The 16,814-nt window shown below is 72.1% G+C and carries 11 protein-coding genes; 9 read left to right on the top strand and 2 right to left on the bottom strand.

The features are described 5' to 3' along the window. Positions 1 to 221 precede the first annotated feature (221 nt). The 4 genes from ACZ42A_RS14745 to ACZ42A_RS14730 all read left to right on the top strand — a co-directional run bounded on the left by ACZ42A_RS14745 (position 222) and on the right by ACZ42A_RS14730 (position 7,374). Positions 222 to 1,841, top strand: coding sequence for a VWA domain-containing protein (locus ACZ42A_RS14745; RefSeq protein ID WP_468527548.1), 1,620 nt, complete (start codon positions 222 to 224; stop codon positions 1,839 to 1,841). 138 nt (positions 1,842 to 1,979) lie between these two features. Next, positions 1,980 to 3,704 (top strand): methionine--tRNA ligase, encoded by a 1,725-nt coding sequence (metG, locus tag ACZ42A_RS14740; protein WP_468527547.1) that lies wholly within the window; start codon positions 1,980 to 1,982, stop codon positions 3,702 to 3,704. A gap of 92 nt (positions 3,705 to 3,796) precedes the next feature. Beyond that, entirely contained in the window at positions 3,797 to 4,162 is a 366-nt protein-coding gene (locus tag ACZ42A_RS14735; RefSeq protein WP_468527546.1) for a PH domain-containing protein, read from the top strand. An 86-nt stretch (positions 4,163 to 4,248) separates the two neighbouring features. Further along, positions 4,249 to 7,374 carry an FG-GAP repeat domain-containing protein gene (locus tag ACZ42A_RS14730; RefSeq protein WP_468527545.1) on the top strand — a complete coding sequence of 1,042 codons (3,126 nt, stop codon included), beginning with the start codon at positions 4,249 to 4,251 and terminating at the stop codon, positions 7,372 to 7,374. Between the two features lie 96 nt (positions 7,375 to 7,470). Here ACZ42A_RS14730 and aspS read toward each other — a convergent pair whose 3' ends face one another. Continuing rightward, positions 7,471 to 9,234, bottom strand: a complete 1,764-nt coding sequence (gene aspS, locus ACZ42A_RS14725) for an aspartate--tRNA ligase (protein ID WP_468527544.1) — start codon at positions 9,232 to 9,234, stop codon at positions 7,471 to 7,473. 150 nt (positions 9,235 to 9,384) lie between these two features. Between aspS and ACZ42A_RS14720 the strand changes: the two genes are divergently transcribed. Further along, positions 9,385 to 11,544, top strand: coding sequence for a SpoIIE family protein phosphatase (locus tag ACZ42A_RS14720; protein WP_468527543.1), 2,160 nt, complete (start codon positions 9,385 to 9,387; stop codon positions 11,542 to 11,544). Here the strand turns inward: ACZ42A_RS14720 and ACZ42A_RS14715 are convergent. Further along, positions 11,490 to 12,581 carry an AI-2E family transporter gene (locus ACZ42A_RS14715; protein ID WP_468527542.1) on the bottom strand — a complete coding sequence of 364 codons (1,092 nt, stop codon included), beginning with the start codon at positions 12,579 to 12,581 and terminating at the stop codon, positions 11,490 to 11,492. The genes ACZ42A_RS14720 and ACZ42A_RS14715 overlap by 55 nt on opposite strands. 191 nt (positions 12,582 to 12,772) lie before the next feature. On the opposite strand from ACZ42A_RS14715, the gene ACZ42A_RS14710 reads away from it, so the two are divergent. From ACZ42A_RS14710 to ACZ42A_RS14695, 4 genes are read left to right on the top strand one after another with little or no spacing between them, the layout of a single operon-like run. Then, complete coding sequence (locus tag ACZ42A_RS14710) at positions 12,773 to 13,747, top strand: SDR family NAD(P)-dependent oxidoreductase (RefSeq protein ID WP_468527541.1); 975 nt, start codon at positions 12,773 to 12,775, stop codon at positions 13,745 to 13,747. Beyond that, positions 13,744 to 15,030: an aminotransferase class I/II-fold pyridoxal phosphate-dependent enzyme gene (locus ACZ42A_RS14705; protein ID WP_468527540.1), complete on the top strand. Its 1,287-nt coding sequence runs from the start codon at positions 13,744 to 13,746 to the stop codon at positions 15,028 to 15,030. Before ACZ42A_RS14710 ends, ACZ42A_RS14705 begins: the two co-directional genes overlap by 4 nt. After that, complete coding sequence (locus ACZ42A_RS14700; RefSeq protein ID WP_468527539.1) at positions 14,987 to 15,949, top strand: diiron oxygenase; 963 nt, start codon at positions 14,987 to 14,989, stop codon at positions 15,947 to 15,949. The genes ACZ42A_RS14705 and ACZ42A_RS14700 overlap by 44 nt, the downstream gene beginning before the upstream one ends. Next, positions 15,946 to 16,722, top strand: coding sequence for a tryptophan 2,3-dioxygenase family protein (locus ACZ42A_RS14695; RefSeq protein WP_468527538.1), 777 nt, complete (start codon positions 15,946 to 15,948; stop codon positions 16,720 to 16,722). The genes ACZ42A_RS14700 and ACZ42A_RS14695 overlap by 4 nt, the downstream gene beginning before the upstream one ends. The last annotated feature ends 92 nt before the right edge of the window (positions 16,723 to 16,814 follow it).

Raw genomic sequence — 16,814 nt, 5'->3', positions numbered from 1 at the left:
TCCCCATGTTGTCAGCGTCAGGGACGCTAGGAGCACGTTTGTGCGGGAGCGGGGCCAGCGTGTGAACGGGGAATGAACCTGAGGTAGCTGTCCTGAGGTCGCCGCTTATGCCCCGAAGAGCCCTTGACACCTTCGTAGGATCGCCTTCCGGGCCCGCTAACCTTACGTGTCCGTCCTGGCCAGGGATTGACGGGCTACAACTCACGCGAAGGGTTGCGCACATGGGCATTCTCACTCTCCTGCGGAACGCATTCGGCCGATCCCGCAAGCCACGCCAGGCCGAACGGGAGGATGCCCCCACCCAGCAGACCGCGGAACCCACGGTCCCCGACCCCCGCCCCGCCGCCGAGGAACACGACCTCGTCGCCGCAGCCTTCGACAAGGTGACGGTCCCGAGGCCGACCCGAGCGAACGAGAACGAGACCCACGCGGAGCCACCGACCGAGGCGCAGGAAAAGCCGAGGGCGGAGGAGACGCTGAGGGCGGCGGAGACGCTGACGGCGGAGGAGACGCTGACGGCGGCGGAGGATGAGCCGAAGGCGGAGGAGACGCTGACGGCCGAGGAAGAGCCGAAGGCCCTGGAGGAGCCGAAGGCCGCGCTGGAGCCGACGGCGGAGCGGGAGCCCGAGCCGGAGCAGGTGCAGGAGCAGAGCCCCGAGCCGGAGCCGCAGTCCGAGCCGGAGCAGGTGCTGGAGCCGGAGCCGCAGTCCGAGCCCGAAACGGCGGCCGAAACGGCGGCCGAAACGGCACCGGAACCGACGGCGACGACGGAGCCGGCCCCGGAGCCGGAAGCCGCACCCACGGAGAAGACGGAACCCACGGCGGAGGAATCGCCGGAGGCCGAGGCGGAGCCTGAGGCCGACGCCGAGCCAGAGCCCGAGGGCCAGCCGGAGCCCCAGGCCGAGCCGGAGGCTGAGGCAGCGCCCGAGCCCGAGGGCCAGCCGGAGGCCGAGGCCGAGCCTGTGGCCCAGGCCGAGCCGGAGGCCGCGGCCGAGGCGGAGCCGCAGGCAGGGACCGAGGCGGAGCCGCAGGCGATCGCCACCCCGGAACCCGCAGCCGCCGGCGGCGAGGACACCCCGCAGGGGCCACCCGCACCCGACAACGAATCCCGCACGGGTGGTGCGGGTGGGAACACAACGGCCGAAGGCGAAGCCGAGGCCGCCCCCAAGCCCACCCCCGCCCTCCCCCTCACCCGAGTGAAGTCCCGCGCCCCCAGCCTCACCACCGCCTACAAGGCCGCGACCACCACCCTCAAAAAAACCAACCTCACCGGCACCCGAGCGAAGCTCTACCTCGTCCTCGACCGCTCCGCGAGCATGCGCCCGTACTACAAGGACGGCTCCGCCCAGGCCCTCGCGGAGCAGACCCTCGCCCTCGCCGCCCACCTCGACCCCGAAGCGACCGTCCACGTCACCTTCTTCTCCACGGAACTCGACGGCACCGGCGAGCTGACCCTCACCGACCACGAGAACAAGATCGACGAGCTGCACGCCGCCCTGGGCCGCATGGGCCGTACCAGCTACCACGTGGCCGTAGAGGAAGTCCTCGCACACCACGACAAGACGGCCCCGACCCCGGACACCCCGGCCCTGGTGATCTTCCAGACGGACGGCGCGCCCGACGCGAAAACCCCCGCCACCCAGGCCCTCACCGCCGCCGCGCAGACCCACCCCCACGTCCACTTCGCCTTCGTCGCCTTCGGTGAGCACGACAACAAGGCCTTCGACTACCTCCGCAAACTGAAGTCGGACAACACGTCCTTCTTCCACGCGGGCCCGACCCCGCGCGAGCTGACGGACACCGAGCTGTACCAGGGCGTACTGGCGAACTGGCGCCCGTAAGGATCACCCGCGAGAAGACCCGTACAAAGACCACCCCGGCCGCCCCCTTCCCACCCCTCAAAACGGGAAGCGGGCGGCCCACCCATCTCGGCTACGATTTCAAGGTTCGTAAACAACCGACCTGGGAGCAGCCAAGCCATGGCTCGACACCTCATCACCAGCGCCCTTCCGTACATCAACGGGATCAAGCACCTGGGCAACATGGTGGGGTCCATGCTCCCGGCGGACGTGTACTCCCGGTACCTCCGCCAGCGCGGTCACGACGTCCTCTACATCTGCGCGACGGACGAGCACGGCACCCCGGCCGAGCTGGCGGCGAAGGAGCAGGGCCTGCCGGTGGCGGACTTCTGCGCCCAGGCCCACGACGCCCAGAAGGCGGTCTACGACGGCTTCGCACTCGCGTTCGACTACTTCGGCCGCAGCTCCAGCCCCCAGAACGTCGAGATCACCCAGCACTTCGCCCGCAAGCTGAACGAGAACGGCTTCATCGAGGAGCGCGCCATCCGGCAGGTGTACTCCCCCGCCGACGGCCGCTTCCTCCCGGACCGCTACGTCGAGGGCACCTGCCCCCACTGCGGCTACGACAAGGCCCGCGGCGACCAGTGCGAGAACTGCACCCGCGTCCTCGACCCGACGGACCTGATCAACCCGCGCTCGGCGATCTCGGGCAGCACGGACCTCGAGGTCCGCGAGACCAAGCACCTCTTCCTCCTCCAGTCCAAGCTCCAGCACGAGGTCGAGGCCTGGGTCGCCCGCCACGAGGAGGACTGGCCGCAGCTCGCCTCGTCCATCGCCCGCAAGTGGCTGAACGAGGGCCTGCACGACCGCGCCATCACCCGCGACCTGGACTGGGGCGTCCCGGTCCCGGCCGACACCTGGCCGGAGCTGGCGGCCGAGGGCAAGGTCTTCTACGTCTGGTTCGACGCCCCGATCGAGTACATCGGCGCGACGAAGGAGTGGGCGGACGCCGCTCCCGACGGTGAGACGCGGGACTGGAAGTCCTGGTGGTACGAGGCGGACGACACCGTCCGCTACACCGAGTTCATGGCCAAGGACAACGTCCCCTTCCACACGGTGATGTTCCCGGCCACCGAGCTGGGCGTGCGCGAGCCGTGGAAGAAGGTCGACTACGTCAAGGCCTTCAACTGGCTGACGTACTACGGCGGCAAGTTCTCCACCTCCCAGAAGCGCGGCGTCTTCACCGACCAGGCGCTGGAGATCCTGCCCGCCGACTACTGGCGCTACTTCCTGATCGCCAACGCCCCGGAGTCCGACGACTCGTCCTTCACCTGGGAGCACTTCACCGCCACGGTGAACAAGGACCTCGCCGACACCCTCGGCAACTTCGTCAACCGCGTCCTGTCCTTCTCCAAGAAGCGCTTCGGCGAGGAGGTCCCCGCGGGCGGCCAGCCCGCCGAGGCGGAGGCCCGCCTCGGCGAGGAGATCGCCCGGCTGCTCGCCGAGTACGAGCAGCAGATGGAGGCCCTCCAGTTCCGCAAGGCCGCCGCGGCGCTGCGCGCCCTGTGGTCCGCGGGCAACTCCTACCTGGAGGAGAAGGCCCCCTGGCTGGAGATCAAGACCGACAAGGACGGCGCCGCCCTCACCCTGCGCACGGCGATGAACCTCATCCACCTCTACGCGGTGGTCTCCGAGCCGTTCATCCCGGCCACGTCGGCGGCCATGCGGCAGGCCTTCTCCCTCACCGACGACACCGCGACCTGGATCACCCAGGACGAGGCGAAGTCCCTGTCCGCCGTCCCGGCCGGCACGCCCTTCACCGTCCCGCCGGTGCTGTTCGCCAAGCTGACGGACGAGGACCTGGCCGCGTACAAGGAGCGCTTCGGCGGGGAAACAGCCGCGTAACAGCTCTTCTCGGACCCCTCACTCAGCCGGTATATCTGGCCAAGATCACATGAAGCCCTTCATGTGACATCCGAGTGGGGGGTCCACTTCTCATGGCTCTTTTCGGCAACGCGCACGCCATCGACCCGGCCCAGGCCGCGCAGGACTACGCCCGGCTGCTGGGGCAGGGTGAGCAGGTGCACGCCGCCTACCTGCTGATCCGCGACACCATCCTGTTCACCGACCGCCGGCTGATCATGATCGACAAGCAGGGCATCACCGGCAAGAAGGTGGAGTACCACTCCATCCCGTACCGCAGCATCACCCACTTCGCGGTGGAGACGGCCGGCACCTTCGACCTCGACGCCGAGCTGAAGATCTGGATCTCGGGCAGCCAGCTGCCGGTCGAGAAGACCTTCACCAAGGGTGTGGACATCTACGAGGTGCAGGCCATCCTCACCCAGTTCGTGGCCCGCTGATACGCGTGTACACCAGGTGACCTCCCCGCGATAACATCCGGCCACTTGTGCGAGGGCGGGAGACCCTCGCGGGGAGGGAACCTCACGTGGGCAGACACGCCCTGAGACGGGGCGGCCTGGCCGCCGCCGTCTCCTCGCTCGTGGTCGCCGTCGCGGCCACGTCCGTCGTCGTCCTGTCGGAGGGCGGCGGCACCGCGGAGGCGGCCGAGGCCGCGGCCACCACCGAGATCACACTGCTCGACCCCAGCTCCGGCACGCCGCGCACCGACCGCCCGTACGTCGTCGGCGACAGCGGCTTCCTGCACCGGCAGACCGGCAAGGACGGACTGCTGTGGACGGACTACGCGACCGGCGACACCGTCACCGTCGAGAACGCGAACGGCGTCTACAAGCCCGGCACCGGCTGCACCTACCTCAGCTCCGAGTGCCGTACGGCCTGGTACGGCTCGGACAGCGACCTGGTCGCCCTGCCGACGACGACCTCCGACGCGTACGCCACCCTCTGGGACCCGGCGACGGCCACGTCCAGGAAGGTGAGCTGGAACGGCGACATCCAGTACGGCCACGGGTACTACCGGGCCCTCGCCGGCGACACGATCGTCACCACCTACTCCCTGATCGACCAGGTCGACGGGGCGTGGCGCACCCGCAAGGTGACCGGTGACCCGACGAGCGTGTCGAGCGCGGACGTCCTCGCCGCGGACTCCTCCGGCGTGCTCTGGTCGGTCGACACCGGCACCGTCGCCTACATCGACGTCGCGTCGGCCGTGAACACCAACGTGTTCACCGACGCCACCTACGCCTCGCACCACGTGATGAGCGAGGACCGCGTCGGCTGGTACCAGGAAGGCACGGCCGAGCTGCACCTGAAGTCCCGTACCGACCTCTCCGCCCCGGAGCAGCTCGTCACGCTGCCCGCGCACCCCGGCGCGCTCGACGGCGACCCGGTGCTGGTCGGCGACTGGCTGCTGCTGCCGCTGTCCTCCGGCTCGCTCGGCTCCAAGCTGCTCGCGGTCTCCGTCACCGACCCCTCGGTGCAGCAGACCCTGCTGGCGAGCGCGGGCGAGTACACGCTCTCGACCGGGGACGGCGGCGCGTTCGTCACCGGCGGCACCGGCGCCACCGACTGGTGGACGCAGCGGGTGAGCCAGGCCGAGGACGGCACGCTCAAGCTGGAGAAGGTCCAGGAGGCCCCCGCGCTGGAGAACGCCAAGACGGGCATCGCGCTCAGCCGCGGCAGCCTGCGCGTCGCGGAGGACGACCCGAGCAGCACCACCACGGACACCACGTCGGTGCGCACCCTCACCACCGACGGCTCCACCGCGCTGACGGCGTCCGCCGCCACGGAGAGCGGCTCGATGTACGGCGCCCTGTGCCCGTACGAGGGCATCACCTGCTCGGCGCTGTGGGGGAACCTCTTCGCCGAGGACGTCTACCTCGACGCCGGCGGCGGCACCGACGAGGGCGAGAGCCTCGGCGACGACCGGCTCCGCGCCATCGGCGGCCACGACCTGGACTTCGGCGGCCAGGGCGGCGCGATCGTCGACGTCTCCGACGACTACGCCGTCTACAACTCCGGCGGCACCACCCCGGCGCAGTACGTCGGCGAGTTCGGCCAGGGCCAGAAGCTGAAGCGGTCGGTGCGTGCCGCCGCGCTGAACGGGTCCACCCTGTGGAGCGCCACCACCACCGCCGGCACACTCTCCTCGTACAGCATTCCGCTGGCGAAGACCCTCGCCACGGTGACCGTCCCCGGCCTGACCTGTGTGCCGAGCGAGCTCCAGGCGGCGGGCCGCTGGGTGTACTGGGCCTGCGGCACCGCGTCGGCGGGCGTGTACGACACCAAGGCCCGGACGTCGACCGCCGTCACCCCCGGTGACGTGCTGCTCGGCGACGGCTTCACCGTCCGCCACGACCACACCGCGGGCACCCTGGTCCTCACCGAGGCGGCCACCGGCACCACCCGGGTGATCGCCGACGACCTGCCCGGCAAGGGCACGGCCGCGGACCGCCGCTACCGCTGGACGGTCGACGAGTACACCGGCCTGGTCGCCTGGTTCGACGACTACGAGCGCACGCACGTCACCACCACCGGCATCGCCCCGTCCGCCGTGACCGCCTTCGAGACGTCGGCCGGCAGCTCCGTGTACCCGGGGACGCCCTTCGAGGGCCACTGGGTGCTGTCCCGCCCGGTCACCTCCTGGTCGGTGACCTTCACCTCGGTGCAGAGCGGCGCGGGCGGCAAGGCCACGCGCACGATCACCGGCGGCGCGAGCCGGGACCAGGTGACGGCCACCTGGAACGGCAAGACGTCGAGCGGGAGTTACTTCCCCAACGGCCACTTCAGCTGGACCCTGAAGGCGACCGGCCTCGGCACCTCCACGGTGGACACGGTGACCACCGGCGAGGGCTTCCTCCAGGGGGGCGCGGCGGTCCGGCGCGACTTCGTCAGCCCCGACGGCACCGACGGGCGCGGCGACCTGCTCACCCTCAACTCCTCCGGCGGCCTGACGTTCCACTCGGGCACCGGCACCGGCAAGTTCGGCGACAAGCGGACCGGCACCGGCTGGCCGACCACCGCGCGGTTCATCCCCTTCGGCGACCTGAACGGCGACCGCTGCAACGACGTCCTCGTCCGCTACAGCAGCGGCGCCCTGCGCCTGTACAAGCCGAGCTGCAACTCGGCGGTCAAGCCGTCCACGTCCTACACCACCCTCGCCACCAGCGGCTGGACCCAGTACGACCAGCTCACCTCGCCCGGTGACGTCAGCGGCGACGGCCGGCCGGACCTCGTCGTCCGCAACGCCTCAACCGGGACCGTCTACCTGTACAAGGGCACGAGCACCGGCAAGCTCTCCGCGCGCGTGAAGCTCTACGACAACTGGAAGGGCTACAAGAAGATCGTGGGCGTCGGTGACATCACCGGCGACGGCATCGGCGATCTCCTCGCCCAGGACACGGCCAACACCCTCTACCGCTACAACGGCAAGGGCGACGGCACCTTCGCGGCCCGCGTGAAGCTGTTCTCGAACTGGGGCGGCTCCTACAACGCGGTCGTCGGCGTCGGTGACATCACCGACGACGGCAAGCCCGACCTCGTCTCCCGCGACACCAGCGGAAACCTGTACCGCAACAGCGGCGACGGCAAGGGGTCGTTCGGCGGCCGGGTGACGATCGCGACCGGCTGGAGCGGCTACAAGGCTCTGTCCTGACGCTTTCCCAGCCGGATGACGCCGTATGGCGCCGGATGGCTCCGTATGACAAAGGGCGCCCGGGGAAACCCCGGGCGCCCTTCGCGCACGTACCGCTTACTTCGGCTGCGGCTTGCGCACCGACAGGTGCAGCTCCTTCAGCCGCGCCTCCTCCAGCTCGGTCGGCGCGCCCATCATCAGGTCCTGGGCGTTGCCGTTGAGCGGGAAGGCGATGGTCTCGCGGATGTTGGGCTCGTCCGCGAGGAGCATGACGATGCGGTCGACACCCGGCGCGATGCCGCCGTGCGGCGGGGCGCCGAAGCGGAAGGCGCGCAGCATGCCGGCGAACTTCTCCTCGACCGTCTCCCGGTCGTAGCCCGCGATCTCGAAGGCCTTGAGCATGATCTCCGGGTCGTGGTTCCGGATCGCGCCGGAGGACAGCTCGACACCGTTGCAGACGATGTCGTACTGCCAGCCCAGGATGTCCAGCGGGTCCTGGGTCTGCAGGGCCTCCAGACCGCCCTGCGGCATGGAGAACGGGTTGTGCGAGAAGTCGATCGCGCCGGTCTCCTCGTCCTTCTCGTACATCGGGAAGTCGACGATCCAGCAGAAGCGGAAGACGCCCTCCTCGAAGTGGCCGGCGCGCTTCGCGGCTTCCACCCGCACCGCGCCCATGATCTTCGAGACCTCGTCGAACTCGCCCGCGCCGAAGAACACGGCGTGGCCGGCCTCCAGGCCGAGGCGCTCGGTGAGGACCTTGACGTTCTCCTCGGTGAGGAACTTGGCGATCGGGCCGGAGAGCTGGCCGTCCTCGCCGACGCGCACCCAGGCCAGGCCCTTGGCGCCGAGGGAGATCGCGAACTCGCCGAGCTGGTCGAAGAACTTGCGGGGCTGGTCCTGGACGGCCGGGACGGGCAGCGCGCGCACGTGCTTGCCGGCGAACGCCTTGAACTCGGAGGCCTCGAAGACATCGGTGAGGTCGACGAGCTCCAGCTTGGCGCGCAGGTCCGGCTTGTCGGAGCCGTACTTCAGCATCGCCTCGCGGAACGGGATCCGCGGGAACGGGGAGGTGACGTGGCGGCCGTTGCCGAACTCCTCGAACAGCTCGGTCATCAGCTGCTCGATCGGCTGGAAGACGTCCTCCTGCTCGACGAAGCTCATCTCGACGTCGAGCTGGTAGAACTCGCCCGGCGAGCGGTCGGCGCGGGCGTCCTCGTCGCGGAAGCAGGGCGCGATCTGGAAGTAGCGGTCGAAGCCGGAGATCATCAGCAGCTGCTTGAACTGCTGCGGGGCCTGCGGCAGGGCGTAGAACTTGCCCGGGTGCAGACGGGACGGGACGACGAAGTCGCGGGCGCCCTCGGGGGAGGTCGCGGACAGGATCGGCGTCGCCATCTCGTTGAAGCCCAGCGCCGTCATCTTGTGCCGGATGGCGGAGATGACCGCCGTACGCAGCATGATGTTGCGGTGCATGCGCTCGCGGCGCAGGTCGAGGAAGCGGTACTCCAGGCGGCGCTCCTCGTTGACGCCGTCCTCGGTGTTGATGGTGAAGGGCAGCGGGGCGGCGGCGCCGAGCAGTTCGACCTCGCCGACCTCGACCTCGATCTCACCGGTGGGCAGGTCCGGGTTCACGTTCTCGGTTCCACGTGAAACAACCGTGCCGTCGACCCGGACCGTGGACTCCTTGGAGACCTTGTCCAGCGCCTCGTACGCGGGCGTGCCGGGACGGGCGACCAGCTGCGTGATGCCGTAGTGGTCGCGCAGATCGATGAAGAGGATGCCGCCCAGGTCGCGCCGATTGTGCAGCCAGCCACTCAGCCGGACGTCGGTGCCGACGTCAGAGGCGCGGAGCTCGCCGCAGGTGTGGGACCTGTACCGATGCATCGTCGTTCATCCAGTCTTCGCGGATCGGGAATCTCCGGGGCCCGGTGCCCGGACTTTCCCAGGGTACCGGCCACTCCAAGATCGCCCAGCCCCATTACTGACGTACCTCATCAGTGGCATCGTTCGATCACCTTTTCTTAAAGTAGGGCAATGCGCACTGGCGAGCCCCTGCCCGCCGTGGGGGATGTCCTCGCCGCCCTCGCGACCGGCCTGTGGCAGTGGGACACGGACACGAGCCTGGTCACGGTGGACGCCGAGGCCGCTCGGCTGCTCGGGCTGCCCCCGGAACCGGCCACCCTCACGGAGGCCCAGGTGCGCTCCCGGCTGCACCCGGTCGACTGGAACGAGATCGTCAGCGTCGTCGGCCTGGCCACCGCCGAGGGCACCCTCGCCGAGGTGCGGGTGCGGATCATGGACGAGCGGGGGCGGGTCGTCCGGATGACCCGCAGCCGGATGAAACCCTCCTTCGACCCGGTGCGGCGGGCCTACGAGCTGATCGGCACCCTCCAGGAAGTCACCGAGCCGTCGCCGGGCACCCCCGCCGGGCGCAACGCGGTCACCGGCGACTGGCGGCGCTCGCGGGAGGCGTTCCTGCTGGACGCGGGCCGGGCGCTGGCCGAGGCGCGGTCCACGGCGGAGGTGCTGCGGGTCGCGGCCGGGCTGGCGATGCCGGGGTTCTCGCCGGACGGGCTGGCCGTCTTCGGCGTGGAGGGCGACCGGTTGACGATCATCGGCCATCACGGGCACCAGCCCGGTGACGAGAACCCCTTCTCGCACATGGCGCTGGACACCGACTACCCGGCGGCGGAGGTCGCGCGCACCGGCCGCGCCGTGTATCTGTCGTCCCCCGAGCAGTACAAGGAGCGCTATCCGCTCACCTGGCCGCTGGCCCAGCAGTTCGGCCGCCGCTCGTGGGCGTTCCTGCCGCTGACCGTCGCCGGGCGCACGATGGGCGCCTGGATGGCGGGCTTCGCCTATCCGGTGCGGTTCACCCCCGACGAGCGGTCGGTGCTGACCACCGTGGCCCGGATGCTCGCCCAGGCGCTGTCCCGGGCCGGCGCGGCCGAGACCCAGCGGGAGCTGACCGACGGACTCCAGCGCTCGATGATGCCGATGCTGGGCCCGGAGATCCCCGGCATGAGCGTGGCCGCCCGCTATGTGCCGACCGGCGGCGGACTCCAGGTCGGCGGCGACTGGTACGACATGATCCCGCTGCCGTCCGGACGGGTCGCCCTGGTCATCGGGGATGTCCAGGGGCATGACGTGCGGGCGGCCGGGCTGATGGGCCAGCTGCGGATAGCGCTGCGCGCCTACGCCTCCGAGGGCCACCGCCCCGACGCCGTCCTCTCCCGGGCCTCCCGCTTTCTGCACGGCATGTGCTCGGGCGCCGACGACCCCGGCGAGCTGCGCTTCGCGACCTGCCTCTACGCCGAGGTGGACCCGCTGTCCGGAGTGCTGGACATCGCCCGCGCCGGACACCCGGACCCGGCGATCCGGATGGCCGACGGCACGGTGCTCGCCCGGCCCACGGCCGGCGGACTGCCCCTCGGCATCGACCCGGACGCCGACTACCCCACCACCCGGTTCGCGCTGGAGCCCGGCGAGACCATGCTGATCTGCACCGACGGCCTGATCGAGACCGGCGGCCACGACCTGGAGACCGGCTGGAAGCGCATTCGCGCCATCCTGGAGCAGCACGACGGCGACCTGGAGGAACTGGCCGACGCCCTGGTCCAGGCGGTGCACGGCCCCTCCTCGCACCACACGACCGGCCCGTTCGCCGACCGCCGCGAGGACGACATCGCCGTACTGCTGCTGAGCCGGCGGGTCGAGGGCCACGGCTCCGCCTACGGGCACGGCACGGCCGCCGCGCGCCCGCCGGTGCGGCGCACCGTGCTGACGGTCGCGCAGGCCGAGCCGGAGCGGATCGCGGTCGCCCGCCAGCAGCTGCGCGAGCTGCTGCACGACTGGGCGTCGGCGGACCAGGTGGACTCGGCCGTGCTGCTGCTGTCCGAGATGCTGACCAACGTGCTCGTGCACACCGACACCGACGCGCTGCTGGTCGCCGAGGTCAGCGGGACGAACGGGGACCGGCGGATGCGGGTGGAGGTCACCGACGCCAGCGACGACCTGCCGCACAAGCGCCGGCCGGGGGAGCTGGCGTCGTCCGGGCGCGGGCTGATGCTGATCGAGCTGCTGGCGCACAGCTGGGGCGTCGACCCGCGCGGCGAGGGCAAGAGCACCTGGTTCGAGCTCTACGAGTCCGACGACGAGCCCGAGGACGACGGGGCCGGTGCCGGCGCGGCGTAACGCGCCCGCAGCTCGTGGACGATGCCGAACGCGGCGGCGGTGAGCGGTACGGCGAGCAGCATCCCGAGGATCCCCGCGACGGAGGCCCCGGCGGTGATCGTGAGCATCACCACCGCCGGATGCATCTGCACCGTACGGCTCTGGATCACCGGCTGGAGCACATGGCCCTCCAGCACCTGCACGGCGAGCACGACGCCCAGCGCCCACAGCGCGATCACGAACCCGCGGTCGGCGAGCGCGACCAGCACCGCCACCGCGCCGGAGATGAAGGCGCCGAGGTAGGGGATGTAGGCGCCGACGAAGACCAGCGCGCCGAGCCCGACCGCGCCGGGGACGTCGAGGACGAGGAGGCCCACGGAGATGAGGATCGCGTCGATCAGCGCGATGAAGGTGGTGCCGCGCATGAACCCCTCGACGGCCTGGTAGGCGCGCCGGGCCATGGCCACCACGGTGTCGGCGGAGGTACGTGGGGAGAGGGCGCGCAGGGTGCCGGCGGCGCGGTGGGAGTCGCGCAGGAAGAAGAAGACCAGCAGCAGCGCGAGCACGGCCATCGCGATGGTCTCGCCCACCACGCTCACCCCGCTGATCACCCCGGAGGCGGCCGTCCCGCCGAACTTGGTCAGCAGCTCCCGGGCGTTGGCGGCGAGGTCGTCCAGTGAGGTCCCGGCGGCGCCGAAGTGCCGGGACAGGTCCAGCGCGGCCCGTCGGAGCGAGGTGACGATCTGGTCCCCGCTGTCGATGAGCGCGGCCACGATGATGTACACGGCGCCGCCCACCACGGCGACGACGGCGACACAGGTGAGCCCGGCGGCCACGGACCGGTTGACCCGCGCCTTGACCAGCCGCCGGTGCAACGGGCCCAGCAGCGCGGTCCCGAGCAGCGCGAGCAGCACCGGCACGACGGCCGTACGGAACTCCACGCACAGCCGGATGCCGACGTACACCACGCCCGCGACGAGCAGCAGGACGGCACACCAGGCGGCGAGCCTGCGGACGGGGGCCGGGAGCAGAGGCTGGAGGGGCTCGGGGAGCTGCACGGATCCAGCGGATCACGTGCCGGGCCCGCTGTCCTGGGTGGCGAGGCCGCTCGGGTGACGCGGCGTCAGAGGAGGGCCGCCGTGGCGGATCCCGTGGTTCCGCGCGCCGCCTTCGCGAGCCCGACTTCAGGAAGTACCCGCCCCGCCCCCGCACGCCCGGTCCGCCGCCCCGGCCCGCCCCTACAGTTCCGGTGACCGAGGACGGCGACCGACGGCGGGGGGCCCGGATGGCGGCGGCGCGGAATGTTCTGATCACCGGTGGCTCCGCGGGCATCGGGCGGGCCTGCGTGGAGCGGTTCGCCCGTGCCGGGGACCACGTCTGGTTCACCTACCACTCGGGCCGCGAGCGGGCCGCCCGCCTGGTGGCGGACCTGGCGCGCGACGGCCGCCACCCGGCGAAGGCCTTCGAGTTCCGGCAGGGCGAGTGGGACGACCACCAGCGGCTGCTCGCCGAACTGCCCGGCCCGGTCGACGTGCTCGTCAACAACGCGGCGGTCGGCTCCAAGACCGTCGAGTCCTACGTCCCCGGCCCCGACCACGTCCGGGACGCGGCGCTGCTGCGGATCAACGCCGTGGGCCCGCTGTGGCTGGTCCAGCAGGTGCTGCCCGGCATGCTGGCGCGCGGCCGCGGCAAGGTCGTCAACGTCTCCAGCGTCGGCGGCGGCATCGCCCCGTTCCCCGGCTTCCGCGCCGCCGACGGCATGAGCAAGGCGGCGCTCGCCTACCTCACCCGGCATCTGGCCGCCGAGCTGGTGCACGAGCCGGTGGACGTCGTCGCCGTCTGCCCCGGCGCGGTGGCCACCGCCATGTTCGAGGCCAGCACTCTCGCCCCGCTCCCGCCCGACCGCCGGGCCGCCCTGGAAGCCGCCCTGCCCGGCGGCCGGCTGATCCGCCCCGAGGAGATCGCCGAGCTGGTGTGGTGGCTGGCAGGGGCGGAGTCCGGGGTGCTGCACGGGGCGGTGATCGACGCGTCGATGGGGCTGGGGGTCCATCCGGGGGTGCTGACCGGGGCGGTGGGCGGTACGGACGTACGAGACCTGCGAGACGTACATCGAGACGTACATCGAGACGTACCCGACGTACAGAAGGACCGGGGTGACGACGTGTCCGTGTCGTCGCAACCGCCGCTGCCGCCGCGGCCGGTGCGCCCGGGAGCCCCCCGGTGACCCCCGCCGCCGTCTCCCGGCAGGCCGCCCGGCTGCTCACCGCGTCCCCCGCCATCGCGGACGCCCACTTCCGCGCCGAGGCCCTGCCGTACGACCCGCGCACCCGCCCCGACGGCTACCTCAACCTCGGCACGGCGGAGAACCGCCTGCTCCAGGACCTGCACGCGCGCCGCACGCCCCGGCGTCCGGGGGAGCGCGAGACCCGGTACGCGCCGCTGCACGGCACCCCGGAGCTGCGGGCGCTGATCGCCCGGCATCTCACCGGGCTGACCGGGCGGCCGGTGGACGCGGAGGAGCTGGTCGTGGTGGCCGGGGCGACCGCCGCGCTGGACGTGATCGCGACCGTGCTGTGCGACCCCGGTGACGCGATCGTGGTGCCGACCCCCTGCTACGGCGCCTTCGACACCGACCTCGCGGGCCGCTCCGGCGCCCGGCTGCTGCCCGCGCCGCCCGCCGGGGACGGCCACGGGCTCTCGGCGCGGGCGGTGGACCGGGTGCTCGCCGAGGCCCGCCGGGACGGCGTCGACGTACGGGCCGTGGCCCTGGCCTCGCCCGCCAACCCCACCGGCCGCGTCCATCCGCCCGCCGAGCTGCGCGAGCTGGCGGAGGTGGCCGCCTTCCACGGCGTGGACCTGATCGCCGACGAGATCTACGCGGGCTCGGTGTTCGGCGCCACGCCCTTCACCAGCCTGCTCGGCAGGGCAGGCGCGCCCCGCGTCCACACCGTGTGGGGCTTCGCGAAGGACTTCGGCCTGCCCGGGTTCAAGACGGGCGTCCTGCACACCCGCGACCCGGAGATCCGCGCGGCGGCCCGCGCCCTCGCCTACTTCGCACCGGTGTCCACCCACACCCAGGCCGAGCTGGCCGCCCTGCTCGCCGACCCCGGCGAGGTGGCCGCCCTCCTCGCCGAGAACCGCCGCCGCCTGGGCGCCTCGTACGCCCGTGCGGCCGCGCTGCTGGACCGGTACGGCATCCCGTACGTCCCCGCGCAGGCGGGCTGCTCGGTCTGGGCCGACCTGGCCGCCTGGCTGCCCCGGCCGGACTTCTCCGGGGAGCGGGCGCTGTGGCGGGCCGTGCTCGACCGGGCCCGGGTCAGCGTGCTGCCCGGCGAGGCCTTCCGCGCCCCACGGCCGGGCTGGTTCCGCCTGTGCCACGCCGTCGACGCGACGATCGTGGAGGAGGCCCTGGCCCGGATCGCCCGGCTGCTCGGCACGGATCCCACCCCGGAAGGAGGGGGCGATGGAGCGCGACGCGCCGCCCGGCCCGCTCGACCGCTGGTATGAGCAGGCCGGGGTGCGCACGGGAGTGCGCCGGATGTTCCACGAGGAGGCCGAGGCGGGCAGGGTCTTCTTCCCGGCGGCGCTCGTCCCGTACGCCGGCCACGAGGCCGTACGAGGGCTCCCGCCGGAGCGGATCCGCGAACTGACCGTCCGTCACCTCTACCAGTTCCTGCTCTCCACCACCCATCTGGAGACCCGGGTCGTCAACCCGGCCGCCGAGGCCGTCGCCACCGGCCGCGCGGGCCTCCACCTGCCCGCCGCCCGCCGGCTGGACGCCTTCAAGGTCTACTGCGACGAGGGCTACCACGCCCTCTACAGCCTCGACCTCGCCGACCAGATCGCCGCCGTCACCGGCATCCCGGTGCCCGACTGGGACTACGGCGGCTTCGTCACCCGGCTCCGGCACACCGGGCGCGAGCTGCTGCCGGACGCGCCCGCGCTGGCGGAGCTGTTGCAGGCGGTGGTGTTCGAGACGCTGATCACGGCGGTGCTGAACGAGGTGCCCGGCGACGAGAGCGTCGTCGGCACGGTCCGGGACCTGCTCCGCGACCACGCCCGCGACGAGGGCCGCCACCACCGCTTCTTCGCCCTGCTCTTCCGCGAGCTGTGGACGGCACTGACCCCGGCGGACCGGCGGCGGGCGGCGTACGCCCTGCCCGCCCTGATCCAGGCCGCCCTGACCTGGGACCTCGGCCCCGTGCACGCCTCCCTGCGGCTGGCTGGCCTCGACGCGGACACCGCCCGCCGGGTCGTCGCGGACGTCCACGACGGCACGCCGGGCGCCCGCCGCCTGAACGAGACCGCCCGCTCGACCCTGCGCCTGTGCGCCGCGGCGGGCGTCTTCGACCTGCCCGGGGTCCGTGAGCACTTCGCGACGTACGGACTCGGCGACGGCCACGACGACGTGCGGGAGCCCGGATGAACCCGACGACCACCGCGTCCCTCACCTACGGCGCCTATCTGCGCCTGCCTGCGCTGCTCGCCCAGCAGGTGCCGCGGGCCGCCGCCCCGGCCCACGACGAGCGGCTGTTCATCACCGTGCACCAGGTGCACGAGCTGTGGTTCAAACAGCTGCTCACCGAGCTGACCGATGCCCGGGACCGCCTGCTGACGGGCGAACTGCCGCTCGCGGTACGGCGATTGCGGCGCGCCCGGCGGATCGAGTCCGCGCTGCTGCACGCCCTGGACCTGCTGGACACCATGGACCCCGAGGACTTCCACGCCTTCCGGGCCGCGCTGGGGACGGCCAGCGGGGCGCAGTCCGCGCAGTTCCACGAGATCGAGACGATCTCCGGCCGGCGGCCCCGCGGCGGCCGGATGCCCTGGCTGACCACCGAGGAGCGGGCCCGGCTGGACCGGCGGCTGCTGGAGCCGACCCTGTGGGACGGGTTCCTCGCGGCGCTGACGGCGGCGGGGCATCCGTGCGGCAGCCGGGAGGAGCGGGTGCTGGCCTACGCCCGGCTGGTCCGGGCGGGCGGGACGGGCGCGGAGCTGGTGGCGGCGCTGCGCGAGCACGACCGGGGGTGGGCGCTGTGGCGGGCCGGGCATGTGCGGGCGGTGGAGCGGCAGATCGGCGCGGCGGCCGGTACGGCGGGCAGTGCGGGGGCGGCGTATCTGCGGGCGCGGGCGGCTGAGCGGTTCTTCCCCGAGCTGTGGGGCGGCGACGGACGGCAGGTGACGGCGGACGCCGGCTGACGAGTGCCCGTGGCCGGTCATGGCCGATACCGGAGCCCGGAGGGAATGCCTTCCGGGCTTCGTCGGTTGAGGGTGGCAGAAAGTTCAACGCT

It is taken from the genome of Streptomyces sp. NPDC030838 (assembly GCF_055572035.1).
Note: the sequence above shows the minus strand (reverse complement) of the source record. Positions and strands in the feature narration are given on the sequence as shown.

Excerpts from the sequence above, each read along its gene's own strand:
- metG (WP_468527547.1), top strand. The coding sequence starts at position 1,980 with ATGGCTCGACACCTCATCACCAGCGCCCTTCCGTACATCAACGGGATC.
- ACZ42A_RS14695 (WP_468527538.1), top strand. The coding sequence starts at position 15,946 with ATGAACCCGACGACCACCGCGTCCCTCACCTACGGCGCCTATCTGCGC.
- aspS (WP_468527544.1), bottom strand. The coding sequence starts at position 9,234 with ATGCATCGGTACAGGTCCCACACCTGCGGCGAGCTCCGCGCCTCTGAC.
- ACZ42A_RS14745 (WP_468527548.1), top strand. The coding sequence starts at position 222 with ATGGGCATTCTCACTCTCCTGCGGAACGCATTCGGCCGATCCCGCAAG.
- ACZ42A_RS14700 (WP_468527539.1), top strand. The coding sequence starts at position 14,987 with ATGGAGCGCGACGCGCCGCCCGGCCCGCTCGACCGCTGGTATGAGCAG.
- ACZ42A_RS14735 (WP_468527546.1), top strand. The coding sequence starts at position 3,797 with ATGGCTCTTTTCGGCAACGCGCACGCCATCGACCCGGCCCAGGCCGCG.
- ACZ42A_RS14720 (WP_468527543.1), top strand. The coding sequence starts at position 9,385 with ATGCGCACTGGCGAGCCCCTGCCCGCCGTGGGGGATGTCCTCGCCGCC.